Annotated in this window: 16 protein-coding genes; 6 read left to right on the forward strand and 10 right to left on the reverse strand. The window is 58.0% G+C overall.

Features of this window, described 5'->3' with window-relative positions:
* Together AC0Z4S_RS25065 and AC0Z4S_RS25070 are read left to right on the forward strand one after the other, a co-directional pair.
* On the forward strand, positions 1 to 803 hold an 803-nt coding region (locus tag AC0Z4S_RS25065; protein WP_485624966.1), incomplete at its 5' end, for an RHS repeat domain-containing protein.
* On the forward strand, positions 800 to 1,186 hold the full coding sequence (locus tag AC0Z4S_RS25070) for a hypothetical protein (RefSeq protein ID WP_485624967.1): 387 nt from the start codon (positions 800 to 802) through the stop codon (positions 1,184 to 1,186). The genes AC0Z4S_RS25065 and AC0Z4S_RS25070, both read left to right, overlap by 4 nt.
* 997 nt (positions 1,187 to 2,183) lie before the next feature.
* On the opposite strand, the gene AC0Z4S_RS25075 is transcribed toward AC0Z4S_RS25070, so the two are convergent.
* The gene (locus tag AC0Z4S_RS25075; protein WP_485624968.1) at positions 2,184 to 3,974 is read right to left on the reverse strand and encodes a bifunctional diguanylate cyclase/phosphodiesterase; all 1,791 of its coding nucleotides are present in this window, start codon (positions 3,972 to 3,974) and stop codon (positions 2,184 to 2,186) included.
* Positions 3,975 to 4,092: 118 nt separating this feature from the next.
* A complete protein-coding gene (locus tag AC0Z4S_RS25080) occupies positions 4,093 to 6,177 on the reverse strand; it encodes a carboxy terminal-processing peptidase (protein WP_161806099.1) in 2,085 nt (694 codons plus the stop codon).
* 138 nt (positions 6,178 to 6,315) lie between these two features.
* Between AC0Z4S_RS25080 and AC0Z4S_RS25085 the strand changes: the two genes are divergently transcribed.
* Entirely contained in the window at positions 6,316 to 7,278 is a 963-nt protein-coding gene (locus tag AC0Z4S_RS25085; RefSeq protein ID WP_485624969.1) for a zinc-binding dehydrogenase, read from the forward strand.
* Between the two features lie 95 nt (positions 7,279 to 7,373).
* Here AC0Z4S_RS25085 and AC0Z4S_RS25090 read toward each other — a convergent pair whose 3' ends face one another.
* The 6 genes from AC0Z4S_RS25090 to AC0Z4S_RS25115 all read right to left on the reverse strand — a co-directional run bounded on the left by AC0Z4S_RS25090 (position 7,374) and on the right by AC0Z4S_RS25115 (position 12,727).
* Positions 7,374 to 8,027 (reverse strand): HAD family hydrolase, encoded by a 654-nt coding sequence (locus tag AC0Z4S_RS25090; RefSeq protein WP_485624970.1) that lies wholly within the window; start codon positions 8,025 to 8,027, stop codon positions 7,374 to 7,376.
* Positions 8,028 to 8,061: 34 nt separating this feature from the next.
* Entirely contained in the window at positions 8,062 to 9,051 is a 990-nt protein-coding gene (locus AC0Z4S_RS25095; RefSeq protein WP_485624971.1) for an ABC transporter ATP-binding protein, read from the reverse strand.
* Positions 9,048 to 9,848, reverse strand: a complete 801-nt coding sequence (locus tag AC0Z4S_RS25100; RefSeq protein WP_252874120.1) for an ABC transporter permease — start codon at positions 9,846 to 9,848, stop codon at positions 9,048 to 9,050. The genes AC0Z4S_RS25095 and AC0Z4S_RS25100 overlap by 4 nt, the downstream gene beginning before the upstream one ends.
* The gene (locus AC0Z4S_RS25105; protein ID WP_253505167.1) at positions 9,835 to 10,671 is read right to left on the reverse strand and encodes an ABC transporter permease; all 837 of its coding nucleotides are present in this window, start codon (positions 10,669 to 10,671) and stop codon (positions 9,835 to 9,837) included. The genes AC0Z4S_RS25100 and AC0Z4S_RS25105 overlap by 14 nt, the downstream gene beginning before the upstream one ends.
* A 5-nt stretch (positions 10,672 to 10,676) precedes the next feature.
* Complete coding sequence (locus tag AC0Z4S_RS25110) at positions 10,677 to 11,483, reverse strand: alkaline phosphatase family protein (RefSeq protein WP_485624972.1); 807 nt, start codon at positions 11,481 to 11,483, stop codon at positions 10,677 to 10,679.
* A 176-nt stretch (positions 11,484 to 11,659) separates the two neighbouring features.
* Positions 11,660 to 12,727, reverse strand: a complete 1,068-nt coding sequence (locus AC0Z4S_RS25115) for an ABC transporter substrate-binding protein (RefSeq protein WP_253500567.1) — start codon at positions 12,725 to 12,727, stop codon at positions 11,660 to 11,662.
* A 351-nt stretch (positions 12,728 to 13,078) separates the two neighbouring features.
* Between AC0Z4S_RS25115 and AC0Z4S_RS25120 the strand changes: the two genes are divergently transcribed.
* Positions 13,079 to 13,792, forward strand: coding sequence for a UTRA domain-containing protein (locus AC0Z4S_RS25120; RefSeq protein WP_471880193.1), 714 nt, complete (start codon positions 13,079 to 13,081; stop codon positions 13,790 to 13,792).
* A gap of 659 nt (positions 13,793 to 14,451) precedes the next feature.
* On the opposite strand, the gene AC0Z4S_RS25125 is transcribed toward AC0Z4S_RS25120, so the two are convergent.
* Positions 14,452 to 15,786, reverse strand: a complete 1,335-nt coding sequence (locus tag AC0Z4S_RS25125) for an amidohydrolase (protein WP_485624973.1) — start codon at positions 15,784 to 15,786, stop codon at positions 14,452 to 14,454.
* Positions 15,787 to 16,097: 311 nt separating this feature from the next.
* Here AC0Z4S_RS25125 and AC0Z4S_RS25130 point away from each other — a divergent pair, with 311 nt between their 5' ends.
* Together AC0Z4S_RS25130 and AC0Z4S_RS25135 are read left to right on the forward strand one after the other, a co-directional pair.
* The gene (locus tag AC0Z4S_RS25130; RefSeq protein WP_485624974.1) at positions 16,098 to 18,005 is read left to right on the forward strand and encodes an S-type pyocin domain-containing protein; all 1,908 of its coding nucleotides are present in this window, start codon (positions 16,098 to 16,100) and stop codon (positions 18,003 to 18,005) included.
* Between the two features lie 19 nt (positions 18,006 to 18,024).
* Positions 18,025 to 18,255 carry a bacteriocin immunity protein gene (locus AC0Z4S_RS25135; RefSeq protein ID WP_485624975.1) on the forward strand — a complete coding sequence of 77 codons (231 nt, stop codon included), beginning with the start codon at positions 18,025 to 18,027 and terminating at the stop codon, positions 18,253 to 18,255.
* A 49-nt stretch (positions 18,256 to 18,304) separates the two neighbouring features.
* On the opposite strand, the gene AC0Z4S_RS25140 is transcribed toward AC0Z4S_RS25135, so the two are convergent.
* Positions 18,305 to 20,461, reverse strand: a complete 2,157-nt coding sequence (locus AC0Z4S_RS25140) for a mechanosensitive ion channel family protein (protein ID WP_485624976.1) — start codon at positions 20,459 to 20,461, stop codon at positions 18,305 to 18,307.
* Positions 20,462 to 20,501 lie beyond the last annotated feature (40 nt).

Below are 20,501 nucleotides of genomic sequence, written 5' to 3' on the forward strand. Positions count from 1 at the left end.
ACCACCTCGGCACCCCACAGGAACTCACCGACTACAGCGGCGAAATCGTCTGGTCCGCGCAATACGACGCCTACGGCAAAGTCGCCGCCGTCACCCTCGCCGGCGAAGACTACCTCGACCAACCGCTGCGTTTTCAGGGGCAGTACTTCGATGTTGAAAGCGGCCTGCACTACAACCGCCATCGGTACTACGACCCGAGATTGGGGCGGTATCTGACCCCGGATCCGGTGAAGCTGGCGGGCGGGTTGAATCAGTACCAGTACGTGCCGAATCCGACGGGGTGGGTGGATCCGTTGGGGTTGAGTAATTGTCCGGACGACAAATGCAACAAACCAGTATTCCAACCGATCGATCCCACGAAAGGAATACAGGGAGGTGAAGATCATCCATCTCAGTCACTACCACAACAAGCCTACTTATATCGGGGGGCAGCGACAGATCCGTCTGAAGTTTTCGAGAATGGATTCAAAAGTAAGGGAGATAGCAACGATCTATTCCTGCATTCGATCGATAGTGACTTTCCTCCTAGTAATTTCATCAGCACCTCTTTATCTCGTGATATGGGTAAAACATTCGCTACCAGCTATTTTACGAGGCCGGGATTTCTCTACACCCTCAAGATGATTCCTGGTCGAGACCTCAAAAAAGAGTTGGGTGCAGCATATAATTTTAGTCAAGAGCAGGAAATTGCTATTCCCGGTGAAATTAAGCGAGAGGATATTCTTGGCGCTACGCTGATAATCGATGATGGTAGAGAGTTTGGCTATTCTATTCCTAATCCGTACAGGAGGGTTGGTAAGTGAAGAAACTGTATTCGGTTGTCGTCGTAGAGGATGGCGAAAAGCGGAAGGTCAATCTGGTCTGTGATGACGAAGAGATATCTATTGCGATTGCGGATATTTGTGGTCAGGACAAAACCTATGTAGAGCGTGATTTTTATAAGTGTTTTGCGTTGTTAAGAAAAGATAATCCTCAGCTGGATTTTTACTGTAAGGGAGCGAAGTTGAATGTTCATCCGTCAAGCATGTCGTCTCAGATGTCTATGGGTCTTAAAGCTTACGAGTTGGAGGTTGGTAGGGAACCGACTATAAAAGATCTGGTATTTATATTTGACTATGAGGAACAAGGTCTAACAAGAAATCCAGACGAGCAACGATTGTTCTATCTGGCTTGGATGGGAGCGTGAGCGCGTAGAGGAGGTTGTATTGATGTGCTCACATGGGTATAGGTTTGTATAGGTGAATAATGCGCCTGCACATCTTGGGGAGAGTCTCTATCGGCTTTCTTGTATTGGTTATTTAATATTTAATTAAGGGTAAGTGATGCGCGCAAAGAATAAGGATGAGATGTTGACGGTATCTCCAGATTCCCATGGTGAATCTCCTGCAAAAGGAAATAGTTTTAGGGGTGTTTACAGTTCTCGATTTTTAACGCACCGAGCACAGTTGAACGCTTATAACGAATCGCTGACAAGGGAGGTTAGGAATATGTCGCGATTTACAGGCGAAGATGCTATGGGGAACTTGGTTGTTCGTATGCCGGCAGAAAACGTTGGAGAAGGATACGAGCCTAACCCATCGAATCCTTCAGAGCCCCGATTCATCTCAAAGATGAGCGGGTTCGAAATGAAATTTGACTTTGAGACTTTGCAGCCTTTCGCTTTGTATCCGGTGGAGACCGTCTGATGTTAATGCATCCCTATCTCGATGCTCCATACAATCCGCAATTGAAGCATTTTCTTGGAGGGTTCGATATATATGATCGCGAGGAGACCTTGGGTGCTGAGTTGGAGAAGTATGACCCTGAGTGTCCTATAGACAGAGCCGAGTTAATTCGCAGGTTTATAGTGAAAAGATTTTCTGGTTTGACTCCTCGGCACAAGCTTGTCTTGGTTTCTGTATTGAGACGGTCTCTTGATGGCGAAACAAGTAAGCTTTCGGACGCTTTTAAACATGATCCTTTCTCGCATTCGTTGCTCCCCCTCGGATGGAATGAAATGAAAGATCCGCGGGGTTTTTTCGAACATGTGTACTCTATCCTGACCGAAGTTTGGGCTAACGAGTTATCTCTTGCCAGACGATAAAAGTGCTGAGCGTTTGCCGATGATTCTCGGTAAAGCTCAGAATGGCCTTATAGACACTTTCTCCAGTAAACCCGCCAACGTGATCCGCATCGTTCGCTGATCAACGTTGGCCGATTAGCTGTGTCGGCTGAAGGATAGGAGCGGTGCCAGTTTCCAACAAATAAACACTAAACCCCACAACATCCTTCGCATGATGCTTAGCCTGCGAAGCCATCTCCGCAAGCTGGCTGGCATCAAGCGTTGCGCAAGCCTCAGGCCGCAAATGCACCACCCCAATCGATAACGACAACAACGCAAACTCCTGCCGCACCCCTTGTCGGTTCGGAGCAACAAAACAACCGGCTTCCAGATGCTCGGGACGGTAGAAGCGGCGGCATTGGCTTTGGAAGTCGTCGAGCAGTTGGTTGAGGCGTTTGCGCCAGTCTTCGGGGCCGAGGACGAGGAGGAAGTCGTCGCCGCCGATGTGGCCGACGAAGTCGCGGGTGGGGTCGACGCGTTCGTTGAGGCATTGTGCGAGGCAGAGCAGGACTTCGTCGCCGCGGCCGTAGCCGTAGATGTCGTTGAAGGGTTTGAAGCTGTCGATGTCGACGTAGCAGATGATCGACTCGCGGGCCTGTTGCAGCAGGCGCGTGAGGCATTGCTGGATCGGTACGTTGCCCGGCAACAGGGTGAGTGGATTAGCGTAGCGCGCCTGTTGAATTTTCAGTTCGGTGATCAGTTTGAGCACGTCGATGACCCGGCCGAGGCCGAGGTAGCCGCCGTTGAGGGTGATGATGAAGTCTTCTTCGATGCGCTGGCGGGCGCGGCTGGTGATCAGGCGGCTGACTTGCTGCAGTGACTGGCTCATTTCGACGGCGAGGAAGTCGTCGTTCATCAGGCGGCTGATCGGTTTGCGGGCGAAGAGCTCGGTGGCAAACGGTTTGAGCAGAGCGTCCGACAGGGAGTGGCGATGGACAATGCCGCAGGGCTGGCCTTGTTCGTCGAGCACCGCGAGTGAATTGAGGTTCGCCTGGCGGCGGAAGGCTTCGAGCACCGAGGCGGTTGGCGTATCACGCTGCACGGCGGGCTGGTCGTTGAGCAAAGCGCTGAGGTCGCTGCCTTCGTCGTTCAGCGCGACGGCGTTGCTGTCGTGTTTGGGCATCATGGCGCGGGCGTCGCGGGATGGATGTTCCTGAGGGCGGCCGAGCAAATAACCCTGCACCAGATCGACGCCCATTTCCGTGAGTACCGCGAGTTCTTCCGCTAACTCGATACCCTCGGCAATAACCAGTGCACGCGAAGCCTTGGCGATTTGCAGAATCGACCCGACAAACTCTCTTTTCAATGCATCCTGATGAATGCCATCGATGAAGTGCCGGTCGATCTTTACGTAGTCCGGACGCAGTTCCGACCATAGACGAAGGCTCGAGTACCCAGCCCCCAAATCGTCCAGCGCGATGGAAAAGCCCATCGCGCGGTAATGATGCAGGGCAGTTTGCAGCAACTGGAAATCATCGATTGGCGTCTGCTCGGTGAGTTCGATGACTACCTGGCTCGGCGGGATACCGAAGTCCTGCAGCAGTTGCAACGTGCGCCCCGGTTGGTGCGCTGCTTCGAGCAAGGATTCCGGCGAGACGTTGAGGAACAGCTTGCCCGGCAACTGCTGTTCGTTGAAGCGGCGACAGGCGCTTTGTCGGCAGGCGATTTCCAGTTCGCTCAATCGACCGGCCTGACGCGCTACGGCGAACAGGGCAATTGGCGAGTGCAGAGGGCTGTTGGACGGGCCACGGGTGAGGGCTTCGTAGCCGAGAATGCGGCGTTCGGAGAGGCAGATAATCGGCTGGAACAGACTGTGTAAACCGCTTTGAGTCAGAATCGAGCTCAAGGCGCTCAGCTGTTCGGTCGTGGTCATGGCAGTCTCTGGCGATAAAAAAAGGACCGGGAGCGCTTGCTCCCGGTCCTTTATTGCACGACAGAATGATGACTGTTTGATGACGATCCGGGGATCGTCAGCACTAAATTGCCATCACTTACTTCTTGGCCACCTGATTGCTCAGCTTCAGGTAATCCAGCAGTACGCGCCCGGTTTCGCTCAGGTAGGCATCGTCTTCCGGTTTGACCTTGTCCGGCTCGGCAGCGGCCAGTGCGTCCTCGTCTTCTTTCTTCAGCTCTTTGAGCGGTTCTTCGCCTTTGGCCTTGCGACGGATGTTCTCCATCGCCAGCTGCTTGGCGTCGATGTCGGCGTGCTGGGCACGACGATCGGCTTCGTTGAGGCTGACGGTTTTTTCTTCCATCAGTTTCTGCGCCAGGGCCAGCTTGTCGCGGATGAACACGAACTCGGCATCCTTGTTGGTGCGCGCGTCATGCTCGGACTTCAGCTGGGCGAGGAACGGCTTGAACGGATCGGCCGCCGGTTTGATCGCCGCGCGGATGGTGTCCCACGGCATGGCTTCCGGCAGGGCGCTTTCGCCGATTTCCTTGGTGTCGATCAGCGACGGATAATCGATGTCCGGCAGCACGCCCTGATGCTGGGTGCTCTGCCCGGAGACGCGGTAGAACTTGGCCAGGGTCAGTTTCAGTTCGCCATGGTTCAGCGGCTGAATGGTCTGCACGGTGCCTTTGCCGAAGGTCTGGCCACCGATGATCAGCGCGCGGTGATAGTCCTGCATGGCGCCGGCGAAGATCTCCGAAGCCGAGGCGGACAGGCGGTTGACCAGCAGCGCCATCGGGCCTTTATAGAACGCGCCAGGGTTTTCGTCTTCAAGCACGTCGACCCGGCCGTCGGCATTACGCACCAGTACGGTCGGACCTTTATCGATGAACAGGCTGGTCAGCTCGGTGGCTTCCTGCAGGGAACCGCCGCCGTTGTTGCGCAGGTCGATGACCACGCCGTCGACTTTGTCTTTCTGCAACTCGGTGAGCAGCTTCTTGACGTCGCGAGTGGTGCTCTTGTAATCCGGGTCGCCGGCACGGAACGCCTTGAAGTCGAGGTAGAAAGCCGGGATCTCGATCACGCCAAGTTTGTAGTCCTTGCCGTCCTGTTTCAGGCTGAGGATCGACTTTTTCACGGCCTGGTCTTCGAGCTTCACCGCTTCACGGGTGATCGGCACGATCTTGGTGGTCTGGTCGTTCGGCGCATTGCTCGCCGGGATGACTTCCAGACGCACCACAGTGCCTTTCGGACCGCGAATCAGTTTGACCACTTCGTCCAGACGCCAGCCGACCACGTCGACCATTTCCTTGTTGCCCTGGGCAACGCCGATGATCTTGTCCGCCGGAGCGACCTGTTTGGTCTTGTCCGCCGGGCCTGCCGGTACCAGACGTACGACTTTCACTTGATCGTTGTCGCTCTGCAACACGGCACCGATGCCCTCAAGGGACAGGCTCATGTTGATGTCGAAGTTTTCCGCGTTATCCGGCGACAGATAATTGGTGTGCGGGTCGTAGGACATGGCGAAGGTGTTGATGTACGCCTGGAAGATGTCTTCGGCACGGGTCTGGTCCAGGCGCGCCAACTGATTCTTGTAGCGCTTGGTCAGGGTTTCCTGGATCTGCTTCGGCTCTTTGCCGGCGATCTTCTGGCGCAGCACTTCGTCCTTGACGCGTTTGCGCCACAGGTCGTCGAGTTCTGCGGTGGACTTGAGCCATGGCGCGTCCTTGCGATCGATCAGCAAGGTCTCCTTGGTGTTGAAGTCCATCTTGTCGACGCCCTTGTTCAGCTCGGCAAGGGCGAAGTCCAGACGCGCTTTGACGCGGTCCAGGTAGCGCTTGTAGATGGTGAACCCGGCGTTGAGGTCGCCGCTTTTGAGGAAGTCGTCGAACTGGGTCTTCCACTTGTCGAATTCGGCGATGTCGCTGGCCATGAAATAGCTGCGGGACGGGTCGAGCAGCTTGATGTAGCTGTCGTAGATGATCACCGAGCGCGCATCGTCGAGCGGCGGCTTGCTGTAGTGGTGACGCTTGAGCAACTCGACGACGTTCAGGCTGGCGATGACTTCATCGCGATCAGGCTGCAACTTGTCCCAGCTGTTGGCTGCGAATGTGGTGCCCGACACCGGCAACAGACCGATACCGATGAAAAGAGCGAGGGCGGTGCTGGGGAGCAGATGCTTCATGCTGATTCGACGCGGGGACAATTGATAACGCATATTAGGCCGTCTTTGAAGTCGCCGGTTCTTTGAGAGCCGGTCGCATAATGCAAAAAGCCCGGCGCTACAGCTTCGGGCTCAGTCCAGACTCACTATGGAGGCAGTGTGAAGGCATTGCAAGGCGTTGAAGGTCAAGTGGCATGGGTTGAAGAGCCGAGTCCTACATGTGATGTAGGACAAGTCCGCATCCGTGTGGCGGCAGCTGGCCTCAATCGCGCCGATTTATTACAGAAGGCAGGGCTTTATCCGCCGCCGCCGGGTGCCAGCCAAGTGCTCGGTCTTGAGTGCTCCGGTGTGGTCAGCGAGGTCGGTGCGGGCTCGTCCTGGCAGGTCGGCGATCGGGTCTGCGCCTTGCTGGCCGGGGGCGGCATGGCCGAAGAAGTGGTCGTCGACGGACGGCATGTGCTGCCGGTGCCCGAGGGCGTTTCGCTGATCGAAGCGGCAGCGTTGCCCGAGGTGTACGCCACCGTCTGGCTGAATGTGTTTCAACTTGCAGCGTTGAAACCCGGTGAGAAAATTCTCCTGCACGCCGGCGCAAGTGGAATCGGTTCAGCGGCCATTCAGCTGTGCAAGGCGTTCGGTAACCCGTGCTGGGTCAGCGTCGGTTCCGCCGAGCGTCTGGCTTACTGCGAAGCGCTGGGTGCCCAGGGCGGCGTGGTGCGCACCGATGACATCGAGAGCCTGCGCGACTTTGGGCCGTTCGATGTGATTCTCGACCCGGTGGGCGGCAATTATTCAGCGCTGAACCTCAAACTGATGGCGCTGGACGGGCGTTGGGTGCTGATCGGTTTGATGGGCGGACGCGAGGCGACGCTGGATCTGGCGCAGGTGTTGGCCAAGCGTGTGCAGTTGCTGGGTTCGACGTTGCGCAGCCGTGACGATCAGTTCAAGGCTGATCTGTTCAGCGATCTGGGCCAGCATGTCTGGCCGCTGTTTGTCGAGGGGCGCTTGCGTCCGCAGTTGGCCAGAGCTTTTGCGGTGAAGGATGCCGAAGCGGCGTTCGCCGAGCTGGCAAGCAACACGGTGGCGGGCAAGTTGGTGTTGGTGATTGATCAGGGTTTGAGCTGATAGAAGCAAGGTCAAAAGATCGCAGCCTTCGGCAGCTCCTACAGGGTGAATGCATTCCAAATGTAGGAGCTGCCGAAGGCTGCGATCTTTTGCTTTTATTTCCAGAGATGGATCGGCCAGCCGGCTTTTTCGGCGTGATCGAGCAGCACCGGATCCGGGTTGACCACATGCGGGAAGTCCACCTTCAGCAGCAATGGCAGATCATTGCGTGAGTCGGAATAAAAACTCGCGCCTTCGAGGTTTTCTTCTTCGGCATCGAGCCATTCCAGCAAACGGGTGATCTTGCCTTCGCGGTACGTCAGGGTGCCGACGGTGTTGCCGCTGTACACGCCATGGGTGACTTCCAGTTCGATGGCCAATATTTCGTCGATGCCCAGGCGATCAGCGATCGGACCAACCAGATGTGTGCCCGACGCCGAGATCACCAGAATCCGGTCGCCGGCCTTGCGGTGGGCGGCGATGGTTTTGGTCGCGTCGCTGAAGATGATCGGTTCGATGAAGTCTTCAACCCACGGCCCGACCAAGTGTTCGATTTCCTCCGGCGTACGCCCGATCATCGGTTCGAGGCTGAAGTCCATGTACTCTTCCATGCGCAATTTGCCATGGCTGTACGCGTCCATCAGCTCGTTGTTGCGGCGCATGAACGACTCGGGATCGACCCAGCCGAGGCGCCCCATCTGCTCGCACCAGAGGGTGGCGCAGTCGCCGTGGATCAACGTATCGTCCAGATCAAAAATTGCCAGGGCCATCAGTGCAGTTCTCTCTTCAACGTCAGCAAAGTCATCAGGCTACCTCACACAAGGCCGTCGGATCGATGGAAAGTGCCAGGCGTTGTCCGTCGGGATGCAGATCGGCGGCCGAGCGGTTGAGCACATCGACCACCAGTTCCACGCCGCGCGCTTCGACACGATAGCGAATGACGTTGCCGAGCAGGCTGTGGCTGCGGATCTGCGCGTCCAGTTCGCCGTTGAGGCTCAGTTCGATGGCTTCCGGGCGGATGGCGATGCGGTGGTTGATCGGCCGTTGCAACAGCTTTGACGCAGCCTCGGCATCGAGGAGGTTGTAGTTGCCGATGAAGCCGGCGGCGAACACATCGACCGGTGCGGTGTAGAGGGTTTCGGCGTCGCCGCTCTGTACGATCTTTCCCTGATTCATCAGAAAAATGCGATCGGACATGGTCAGCGCTTCTTCCTGATCGTGGGTAACGAAGATCGTGGTCAGGCCGAGTTCGCGCTGAATCTGACGGATCTGTTCGCGCAGGTGTTTGCGAATCCGTGCGTCGAGCGCCGACAGCGGCTCATCCAGCAGCAACAGACGCGGGCGGGTCACCAGCGAGCGGGCGAGGGCAACACGTTGGCATTGGCCACCGGACAGTTGATGCGGATAGCGGCTGGCGAAGTCGTGCAGTTCAACCAGTTTCAACACTTCAGCGACGCGCTTGTGACTGTCATCGGCATTGACCTTTTGCATGCGCAAGCCGAAGGCAACGTTCTGTTCGACAGTCATGTTGGGGAACAGCGCATAACTCTGAAAGACCATGCCGATGCCGCGTTTCTGCGGACTCAACGGCACGATGTCGACACCGTCGAGGAGGATCTGGCCGCCATCCACCGGCGTCAGTCCGGCGATGCAGCGCAACAAAGTCGACTTGCCGCATCCGGACGGACCGAGCAGGGTGACGAACTCGCCTTTGTTGATTTCGCAATCGATGTCGCTGAATACCGTGGTGCCGGCATAACTTTTCTGCAGGTGTTGGACGCTGACGTAGCTCATTCGCTTTTGTCCTTGTTCAAGATGTTGGCGATCCAGGTCAGGACCAGCACGAAGAAGAAATACGAGATGACCAGCGCACTGGTGAAGTGACCACTGCTGTTGCGCATGTTGTTCAGATACACCTGCAGGGTTTCGTAGCGCGTGCCGACCAGAATATTGGCGAATACGAACTCGCCGAAGAGGAACGAGAACGACAGCAGCAACGCCACCATCAGACCCTTGCGCAAATTCGGCAGCACCACCAGGAACGCCGCTTGAAAGGTGCTGGCGCCGAGCAGTTGCGCGGCGTCCATCAGGTCGCGCAGGTTGATCGCTTGCAGGTTGTTGGTGATCGCCCGGTACATGAAGGGCAGCGCCACGGTGAAGTAGCAGCCGATCAGAATCCACGGCGTGCCGACCATCGCCATCGGCCCGGAACCGTAGAGCTGCAACAGCCCCACCGAGGACACCACCGGCGGTACCGCGAAGGGCAGCAGGATGAGGATGTTCATCAGCGCATCGAGTTTCGGAAAGTAGTAATGCACGACGAACAGCAACGGCAGGATCAGCACCACCGACAGCACCAGCGCGCCGACACAGACAATCAGCGACTGACCGAATGCGTGGAGAAAGCGCGGATCGCTCCATAGCTGGATGTACCACTTGAAGGTGAAGCCGCTGGGCAGAATCGTTGCCGACCAACTGCTGGCGATCGAGTAGACCAGCGTGCCCGCCAGCGGCAACAACAGGATGGCGAACAGCAGGTAGACCACGACGCGGTGGTAGAGGCCGGCCGGGCCGGATTCAGCGCGAGACATGGTAGCTCCTCTTCAACAGCAGTTGATGCACGACGGTGACGATGGTCATCAGCGCCACGAGCACCACGGCCAGGGCGCTGGCCAGGTTCGGATCGAGGGAAATGTCGCCGGAGACCATCGCTGCAATACGAATCGGCAGGACGTTGAAGTTGCCGGTGGTCAGCGCATAAACCGTGGCGTAGGCGCCAAGGGCGTTGGCCAGCAGGATGACGAAAGTACCGAGCAACGCCGGGGTCAGCACCGGCAGACCGATGTGTCGCCAGAACTGCCAGCCGTTGGCGCCGAGCAACGCAGCGGACTCGCGCCAGTCTTCGCGCAAGGCGTCGAAGGCGGGGTAGAGCAGCAGCACGCCGAGGGGAATCTGGAAGTAGGTGTAGAGGATGATCAGGCCGGTTTTCGAGTACAGATTGAAATCCTGAATGATCCCCGACTGCTTGAGCATGATGGTGATGCTGCCGTTGAAACCGAGCAGGATGATGAACGCGAACGCCAGCGGCACGCCGGCGAAGTTGCTGGTCATGTTGGCGAAGGCGTTCACAAAGTTGCGCAGCTTCGAATCGACTCGGCGCAGGGAATACGCACCTAGCACAGCAATGATGATGCCGAATACGCTCGACCAGAAACTGATCTCAAGGCTGTACTGGATCGCCTGCCGATAGAACTTCGAACTGAAAACCTTGCTGAAGTTGGCCAGTCCCCAGCCGGCCTCTTCCGATTGCAGGCTGTTGATCATCACCCAGACCAGCGGCGCGATTTCGAAGACGATAAAGAACAGCGCGAAGGGCACCAGACACAGCGCCGCGAGCCATTTGCCGCGAGTCATGGAGTTCACTTGAGCAGCTCCCGGCACAGGGGTTTGTCGTGGGGTACGCCGAGCAGTTCGCAGACCGTGCCGCAGAGCTCGGTCTGCTTCGGTGTGGCGTCAGGGTTCAGGCTGAACGCATCGCCGAGGACAAACAGCGGCACCTGGCGTTCTTCCGGCAGCAGGCCGTTGTGCGAGCGATCGTTATTCATGCCGTGGTCGGCGGTCACCAATACCTGATAACCAGCGTCGAGCCAGCTCTGCAGATAGTCGGCGAGGATGATGTCGGCGGAGCGCGCGCTGTTGCGGTATTGCGAGCTGTCGAGGCCGTGCCTGTGGCCGGCATCGTCGATATTCATAGGGTGGATCAAAAGGAAATTCGGCGCGTGGCGCAGGCGTAGATTCTCGGCGTCGGCGAAAAGGTGCGAATCCGGATAATGATCGTTCCAGTAGAAATGTCCGTGCTGGATCGGCAACGCCGGATCGTCGGTGTGGCGGTCGCGCGCAGCCACGAACGGTGAGCGGTTATACAACTCGCTGACCCAGTGATACGCCGCAGCGGCAGTTTTCAGTCCGGCATCGCGGGCGTAGTGATAAATGCTGCGCTGGCTGGACAGGCGCGAGACATTGTTGTGGACGATGCCGCTGTCGATCGGCGGCACACCGGTGAGAATGCATTCGTAAAGCGGTCGGGACAGGGCGGGCAGCTCGCACTCCAGTCGATAGAGCGCCGCGCGTCCTGCGCCAACATAAGCCTGCAGATGCCCCATGGCGTGACATGCAACCTCGTAATTGAGGCCGTCGAGCACGACAAGGATGACGTTGTGCTTCATAGGGGCAAGAACTCCGCGAAATTCAAATATTCCGAATTCAACTCAATCCCTTGTGGGAGCGAGCTTGCTCGCGAAGGCGTCATGTCAGCCAACATCGATGTTGAATGAATAACCGCTTTCGCGAGCAAGCTCGCTCCCACAGGGACCTTTGTCGGATCAAACAGTGGGTCAAACCATCACTTCATCTCTACGATGACTTCCTCGTTCCATTTCTGCGGCAGGGCCTTGGAGGTCTTTTCCCACGCATCGGCGTCCTTGATCGGCGTGACCTTTTTGTACTGCTCGTTCGGCAGCAGTTTGGCTTTCACGTCTTCCGGCAGTTGCAGGTGTTCGGCGCGGATCGGCCGGGCGTTGCCGCGGGCGAGGTTGGTCTGGCCGGCGTCGCTGAAGATGTATTCGCGCGTCAGCTTGGCGGCGTTGGGGTTTTTTGCGTACTTGTTGATGATCGTGGTGTAGCCGGAAATCACCGAACCGTCGGACGGGATCAGCACCACGTAGTCATCCGGGTTGGCCATTTTGGCCTTGTAGCTCAAACCGTTGAAGTCCCACACCACGCCGACTTCGATCTCGCCTTTTTCCATGGTGGCGATGGTCGGGTTGGCCATCGACAGGCGGCCCTGTTTGGCGATGTCTGCGAACAGCAGCAAGGCTGGCTGGATGTTTTTCTCGTCGCCACCGTTGGCCAGTGCTGCGGCGAGCACGCCGTTGGCGGCCTGGGCGGCGGTGCTCACATCACCGATGGAGACCTTGTACTTGCCGGTTTTGAGGTCGGCCCATTTGGTCGGCACCTCGGAGCCGTGCAGCAGCTTCTTGTTGACGATGAAAGCGATGGTGCCGGTGTAGGCCAGCGCCCAGTTGCCGTCCTTGTCTTTGGCCCAGTCCGGAACCTGATCCCAGGTGCTTGGCTTGTACGGTTGCACCACGCCTTGCTTGACCGCGATCGGACCGAAGGCGGCACCGACGTCGCCGATGTCAGCGGTGGCGTTGTCTTTTTCGGCGGCGAACTTGGCGATTTCCTGGGCCGAGCTCATGTCGGTATCGATGTGTTTCAGGCCGTATTTCTTGGCCAGGTCTTCCCAGGTGCCTTTCCAGTTGGCCCAGTCATCGGGCATGCCGACGCTGTTGACGGCGCCTTCCGCCTTCGCAGCGGCTTCGAGGGTTTTCAGATCGGTGTCAGCCGCCATCGCGGCGGTGCACATTGCAATGGTCGAGCCTAACAGTGTTGCCAGGAAAAGCTGTTTCATTCCGAAGCTCCTTGGTCGTGTTCAACGCTGCGATTGCGGTTTGTGTTGGTCTAGGTCAGCAATACCTGAGCCAATTTAGGTGAGCCGGATGACACTTTGATGTCGCTGGCCCTGCGGCAGGTGTTTCATCTGCCCGTGATCGGCAGGTGCCAGATAAGCGTAGACCACCCTAAAAAGCCCGGTGAGCAAGGGACTTGGCCGATGTATTGCAAGCCGTGAACGCGACCGCTCGGCAGTTTTGTCATCTGGCGGTCATCTGCACTGCCTAGGCTTGCAACATACAAAAGCGCTTTGATCGGCGCTCGGATTTGCCCCGAAACAGTGCTGGTCTAGTCCAGATAGGTAACGTTGATGCGCGATGAGGCAACGAAAGCGGTGACAGCGATTGGCCAGGTGTTGCAAGAGCAGCTCGATCACGGGCTGCTGGCGGCCGGCAGCAAGTTGCCGGCCGAACGCAAGCTCAGCGAGTTGTTCGGGACCACGCGAATCACTGTGCGCGAGGCGTTGTTGCAGTTGGAGGCGCAGGGGCAGATTTATCGCGAAGAGCGCCGTGGCTGGTTCGTGTCGCCGCCACGCCTGGCGTACAACCTGATGCAGCGCAGTCATTTTCACGCGATGGTCAGTGCGCAGGGGCGCGATCCTTCGACCGAGGTGATTTCGGCGCGCTTGCAGCCGGCTTCGGCGGCGGTGTGTGCGTGGTTGCAGTTGCCGGCATTGTCGAGCGTGATTCAGATTTGCCGGTCGCGGCGGATTGATGGGCGGTTGGTGTTGTATGTCGAGCACTATTTGAATCCGCGGTTTTTTCCGGGGATTCTGCAGTTTGATCTGAATCAGTCGATTACCGAGTTGTATGCGCGGCACTACGATTTGCACTATGGGCGGGTGCGCTTTGAGATTGTGCCTACGTCTCTATCTGTTGATGCGGCGGCGGCTTTAAGAGTGTCGGTGGGGAGTCCGGGGTTGCGCATTGCGCGGGTCAATTATGATCAGCATGGGCGGTTGATTGATTGTGATCTGGAGTTTTGGCGGCATGATGCGATTCACGTTGGGGTTGATGTGGTTTGACCTTTTTTGATCTTGGCGGCCTTGGGGCCGACCAGGTTGGTGGGGTTTTGGGTGATATCCGTTGCTGCGGTAACGGCCTCTTATGGTTCCGCCCTTACGGCGGGTCACCTTTTTCAAACGCCAAAAAGGTAACCGAAAAGGCTGCGCCCTGACGTTCTGCCCGCTCGCTGGGGCTCGGGGTTCCTTCGCTGCGGGATCGATCCTGGCGCAGCGGCTCCGGTTTGCTTCGCTGCACCTCCTTCCGCTGTGTCTGGCTGCGCCAGACGGTCGCTGCGCTCCCACGCCCGGATCAATCCCTCCGCTCAGCCTGCCGACGGGCTCCAGGATCAAAAGCGGAACTCGAGCTAACGCTCATCGTGGGTAGGAGCTGCCGAAGGCTGCGATCTTTTGATTTTGCTTTGTGTGGGAGCGAGCCTGCTCGCGATGGCGGCCTGACAGGCGACCTGATTCTTGAGGATGAACTCGATCCAAGTGTAGGAGTGAGCCTGCTCGCGATGGCGGCCTGACAGCCGACCTGATTCCTGAGGATGAACTCGATCCAATTGTAGGAGCGAGCTTGCTCGCGAAGGCGCCGTGGCAGCCGACCAGTCTCTGTCGGATGTACTCAATCCCTGTGGGAGCGAGCTTGCTCGCGCAGGCGCCCCCACAGTCACCCCTATCTACTTGCCCACCCCCGCATTCCCATACAGATAATCCGTCGCCAACGAAGCCAATGTCCTGACCCCAACCACCAGCGCCGATTCATCCACAAAGAACCCCGGACTGTGATTCGGCGCAGCCTTGCTCATATCCTGATCCCGCGGCGTCACCCCGAGAAACACGAACAGTCCGGGCGCCTCTTTGGCAAAAAACGAGAAATCTTCCGCTCCACCCACCAGCGGACCCTGCACTACATCATCCTTGGCGGCCCACTTCAGAGTCGGCAGCATCTTCTCCGTCAGTGCCGGGTGATTAATGGTCGGGTCGTACTTTTCGATGATGGTGACGTCGGCTTTCGCGCCGCCGCTTTCGGCGATTTTCTCGATGGTCTGGCGTACGTCGCTGTGCAGTTTCTGGCGGATGCCGTAGTCGTAGGAGCGGATGGTGCCGGTCATGTCGAGTGATTCGGGGATGATGTTGTAGCGGGTGCCGCCGTTGATGGTGCCGATGCTGACCACCGACGGGTAAGAGGAAATGTCGGTGCGGCGGCTGACCACGGTTTGCAGGCCGACGATGGTTTGCGCGCCGACGGTGATCGGGTCGATGCCGTCCCAGGGGCGGCCGGCGTGGGTTTGTTTGCCGTGGATCTTGATGCGCAGGTCGTCGGAGCTGGCCAGGGTCGGGCCGGGGCGGTAGGCGATCTGGCCGGCGGGGACGCCGGCCCAGACGTGCAGGCCGAACACTGCGTCGGGTTTCGGCGATTTCATCACGCCTTCTTCGACCATCATTTTTGCGCCCCAAGTGTTTTTGCCGTCGGGGATGAAATCGCTCGGGCCTTCTTCGGCGGGCTGGAAGTAGAACACCACGGTGCCGGGCAAAGTGTCGCGCATGCCCGTCAGAATTTTCGCCGCGCTGAGCAGGATCGCGGTGTGGGCGTCGTGGCCGCAGGCATGCATGACGTCGACTTCCTTGTCGAGATAAGTGCCTTTGGCTTTCGAGGCGAACGGCAGGTCGGCGACCTCCTTGACCGGCAGCGCGTCCATGTCGGCGCGCAGGGCCACGGTCGGGCCGGGCAGAGCGCCCTTGAGGACAGCCACGACGCCGGTGCGGGCGACGCCCGTTTTGACTTCCAGGCCCATGGCTTGCAGCTGTTTGGCGACCAGCTCGGCGGTGCGTTTTTCAGTGTTGCCGAGTTCTGGATGGGCATGAAGGTCGCGGCGGGTTTCCAGCAGCTGCGGTTCGAGCTTTTGCGCCTGCTCGGCAATCTGTGTGCGGGCGCTGTCCATCGTCGCGGCGCCGGCCTGGCTGGCGACCAGGGTGAGCAAAAGGCTCTGGGCAATGCGCGTCAGTTGCATGGGCTTCTCCTTGATTATTGTTGTTGGATTCCTTGCCTGTGACAAAGGCTCTGCACGCAAGTGCGATCGGTGCAGGAAAGCGCCACGCGGTCCGACAGATTTACCTCTGAGCCTGAAGTTTTCAACGAAAACTCCTACCGCTTTATCAGTTCCGTCCGGCGTGACAGATAAAACCCGGGCGATAACTATGTACCGCACCGCGCAACATTCATTTCCATAAATTTCTCCAAGTGCCGGTCAAGTTATTGGCTATTCGACATTAACGGTGACCGGTCAGCGCGACAAACCCAATGTCCATGGAGGATTTATAAATGCAGCGTAATGGATTAACGCTTCCGCCGATTGTTGTGCGTCCGGATAAACAAGATGAATACTTACATTATTTAGGTGCGGGAGACGGCTCGGGACCAGGTATTAACGTTGCGCCCTTGGGTGAAATACTCGATATGGAAAGTATCTACAAAGATACTTCCAGAAACATTGCTCAGGTCATCGAAGTTGAACTGGCAGAAGTGCGGGCAGCAAACGATCAAAGTGTCTTGCCTCCTTTGGATGCGCTGGCGCGGGAGATGCGTTTCAGGGAGTCGCTGATCGCCAGAAAATTCGGCGCGCTTCTGGTGGGCAAGGACGTGGCCATCCAGCGTTTCGGCCACGACCAGGTTGAAACCTTTTTCAACGGGGGGCGCTTACCGCAAGTCAATCGGCGAGGCGGCAACGTCAGCGTAAGGCAGGCATACAGCGCCTTGTTCAATGCCAAGTTGCTGGTCGAAGGCATTGGCGTGTTGAACAGCCAGTCGGCCACGGTCAAGGGCATGATCGCTGTGGTGCAAGCGCAAGAAGCCGAGCGGATCGCTCAAGAGCAGGCACGGTTGGCGGCGGAACACGCCCGGCAGGTTGCACAGGAACAGGCTCGTGTTGCTCAAGAGCAGGCGCGGCGGCTGGCGGAAGAACTGGCGCGGCAGGCCGCCGCCAATGAACTCAGGCGGCTTGAAGAAGAACAGGCCCGCTTGGCGGCTGAAGCACTGGAGCGCAAGCGTGCCGAGGAACAGGCGGCGCTTGAGGCTGAAGCCGAAGCACGCAGGGTGGCTGAGGAAAAGCGCCGGCAGCAAACCCCCGGTGGGCACGGTAGCCCATTGCGCTTTCACGGCAATATCAGCCACGCCCAACTGGTATTTGCGACCTCCGGTGGGGCGGTTGCGATTGCCGACAGCCTGATGGCGGGTCTTGCCGCTTCGATTCGCTCGGCGGTCGCCGGTTTATCGGGGCTGGCTGCTGGCACAGCGTCCGGCCTGATGGTGGGGGTGAGTGCGTTCGTCTACTCGCCGGTATTGGGCAATGGTGAGCTGCCTGAACGCTTTCTGCTCAGCCTTCCGTTGGCAGATCTGCTGCCCGGTCCGTTGCCTGATCTGAACACGCTGGCGAACGAAAGAGCACGACTGAATCTGCCGGTGCGTTTGAGCACCCGGCCACTGACGGGATCACTCGCCGAACTGCTTGTCGTTCCGGTAGCGGGGACAAAACTGCCTTCCGGCGTTCGCGTGATCGCAGCTGGCTACAACGCTGGGGACAACACTTACAGCGCGACGCTCACCGACGTTCCACCTACAACCGCGGTCTGGACGCCTGCGGTAACGCCGGCAGACAGTTCAACGCTGTTCCCCATCGGGAATCCGGCTCCGCCTCGATACATCGGCGGCAATCTGGTGCCGATCGAAGGGCGGATCGACGCTTATCCGGGTCGGGGCAACATTCGTTTCGACGACTTCATTCTGGTCTTCCCCCCGGAAGTGGGTCTGCCCCCGCAGTACGTCATGTTCCGGGATCGACGCAATGATCCAGGGGTGGCCAGTGGTCATGGAGAGCCCGTTGCGGGTGGATGGCTAGGGGCGGCTTCGCAGGGTGATGGAGCGCCAATCCCATCGCAAATTGCTGATCAGTTAAGGGGTCGTCAGTTCAACAGTTTCAGAGCATTCAGAGAAACGTTCTGGAAAGCCGTTTTCAATGACGGAAAGTTGGCTGACTTTTTTAATGCGACAAGTTTGAACGAAATGAAAAAGGGCAAAGCACCGATAGTCAGAATGAGCGATTCAGCAGGAGCAAGAGTGAAATACGAACTGCATCATAAGGTCGGCTTGGCAGAGGGAGGGGATTTATATAATGCTGACAACATAAATATTGTTACCCCGAAGGCGCATGTTGAAATTCATAAAGGGCTTTGATATGAGATCGATACAGGATATGAGAGAAGAAGATTTTCTTGAGTTTGTCAGGAAAATATATGATTCCGGGTTTGCCACAGAGAAGCAGCACATTGCTGCGATTCTTGAGTTCTCCCGGCTAGTTGAACATCCTTCTGGTTATGATTTGATTTACTACCCAGAGGAAGGTAAGGATGGGCCTGAAAATGTTGTCCTGGAGGTAAAAAAATGGCGGTCCGCTAACGATAAGCCCGGTTTCAAAGACAATTGAAAAATAAGCCCTCTATTGGTTTTATCTTCCAATAGGGGGCCATCTCTCTTCAGCTTTCCTTTTTGATTTCCAATCCAGGCGTAATCACCTGCACACTCATCCGCGGTGTCGCCAGATCCAGCCCCGCCTCATCCAGTTGCCTTTTCAGCGACAAATTGAACGCCCGAGAAACCTCCCACTGTTTGATCGGCGCAGTCTTGAACCGTGCGCGCAGGATCGCGCTGCCGGATTCGAAACTCTCGACACCCTGAATTTCCAGCGGCGACCAGATGTTGCGGCGTTGCAGCGGATCGCTGCGCATCTTCTGGCCGACGTCGCGCATCAGTTTGATCGCATCGTCGATTTCCATGTTGTACGGCACGGCGACGCGGAAGATCGCGTAGCCGAATTCCCGGGAGTAGTTCTTGATGCTTTTGATTTCGCTGAACGGGATGGTGTGGACGATGCCGTCGATGTCGCGCAGGCGGACGGTGCGGATGGTCAGGCCTTCGACGGTGCCGAGGTGGCCGCCGACGTCGACGTAGTCATCAATGGCCAGCGAGTCTTCGATGATGATGAACAGGCCGGTGATCAGGTCGGCGACCAGCGACTGCGCGCCGAAACCGATGGCCAGGCCGATCACACCGGCACCGGCCAGCAGTGGCGTGACGTTCATGCCCATGTTCGCCAACGCGACGATCAGCGCGATGATGAAAATCGCCACGAACAGCACGTTGCGGATCAGCGGCATCATCGTCTGTGCGCGGGCGTTGGCCAGGCCTTTGCGCGAGCGGGTGAGGGCGTGGTGCACGGCGGTGTCGGCGAGGATCCAGATCAGCCAGGAGAAAATCAGCGTGCCGATCAGGCTGAACAGTCTGACGCTGATGTCATGGCCATCACCTTCGGCGAAGGCGATCAGCGAATGGCCCCAGACACGCAGGCCCAGCTCGATGAAGATCAGCCACACCAGCAAATGCGCGAGGGTATAGAAGAAATTCTTCAGGCGCTCCGAGTACAGCGCGTGGCGTTTCGGCCCGCGTTGCGGCTTCAACGAGTGACGACGCACGAGGCCGTTGATGACCATGCACAACACCAGCAGAACCGTGCAGATCAGCGATTGCCGCAGCGCGGTGCTGGTGTCGCCGGCGGAGACGAACGTGGCGAACAGCGAGATGCCGACCAGCACCAGCGCCGGCACGTACCAGAAGGTGCCGAGGATCTCGATGGTGTCGCTGAGGGCGCGGCGGGTCAGGCGGCGCGACAGCGGCTGGTTGCGGATCAAGTGCGCGATCGGCCGGCGGAAACGCAGAATGAATAAACCAGTCGATAGCGCCGCGAGCACATTGGCGGTGGTCGCGGCGGTGTGGGCCAGATGCACGCCCAGGCTCTCGACCAGACGTGGATCGCTCAGCGCTTCACCGAACGCAGCAAAGCTGCCGATCAGCCACAGTGGCCGGAACGCCTGATGACGAAGAATGTACAGCGCGCGATGGCGGTGCGGGCCGTCGAGCAACGAGAAGGCAATCACGCAGATCGCCGAGAAACAGGTGCCGACCACCAAGGCATAGGCCAGCACCATCGCCAGGCTTTTGCCCAGCGATGACGGCAGCACATAGCTCATGTAAACCGTCATCACCAGGGCGATCAGCCACGGCCCGAGCTTGCGCAGGGCGAAGCGCAGCATGTCGAGAGCCTTGGGGTGTTGCGGCAGTTCTTCGGTAAGGCCAAAGCGCATGCGCACGCGATGGCCGAGCCAGATCAGCGCGGCGGCGAGCAGGCTCCAGACCATCAGGATCACAGCGAAGCCGAAAATAATGGGCAACCATTCGTTAGCCGGCAGCAGTTTGCTGGTGAGTTCATCCTTGGCCAGATCAAACTCGTTGGACCAACGGGTGATCGGGCTGTCGGCGCCGGAAAACTGTTTTTCGAAGTTGGCGAGGGTGCCGCCGATCAGGCCCAGCACGCCTTCTTCCGGGGTGGCTTGGGCTTTCTTTGTGGCGTCGCGCAGCTTCTTCAGATCGGTGAGCAATTGCGCACGTTGTTTGTCGTTTTCCAGCGACTTGATCACTTCGTCCAGCGACTGGCCGAGGGGTTCCTGGGCTTCAGCTTGCGGCTTGGAAGTGTTGAGCAGGCCGGGCAGACCGACCGCTTGCGCGGGCGCCAGCGGCAGCAGCGTCATGATCAAGACAAGCAACAGACCGGGTACAGCAAAAAGACGAGCGAACACCAGAAGACAACCTCGCGATAGGCGGATGCGCTGGAGTGTA

The sequence above is a fragment of the Pseudomonas sp. 1L-B-1-E-C1 genome, from assembly GCF_057291835.1.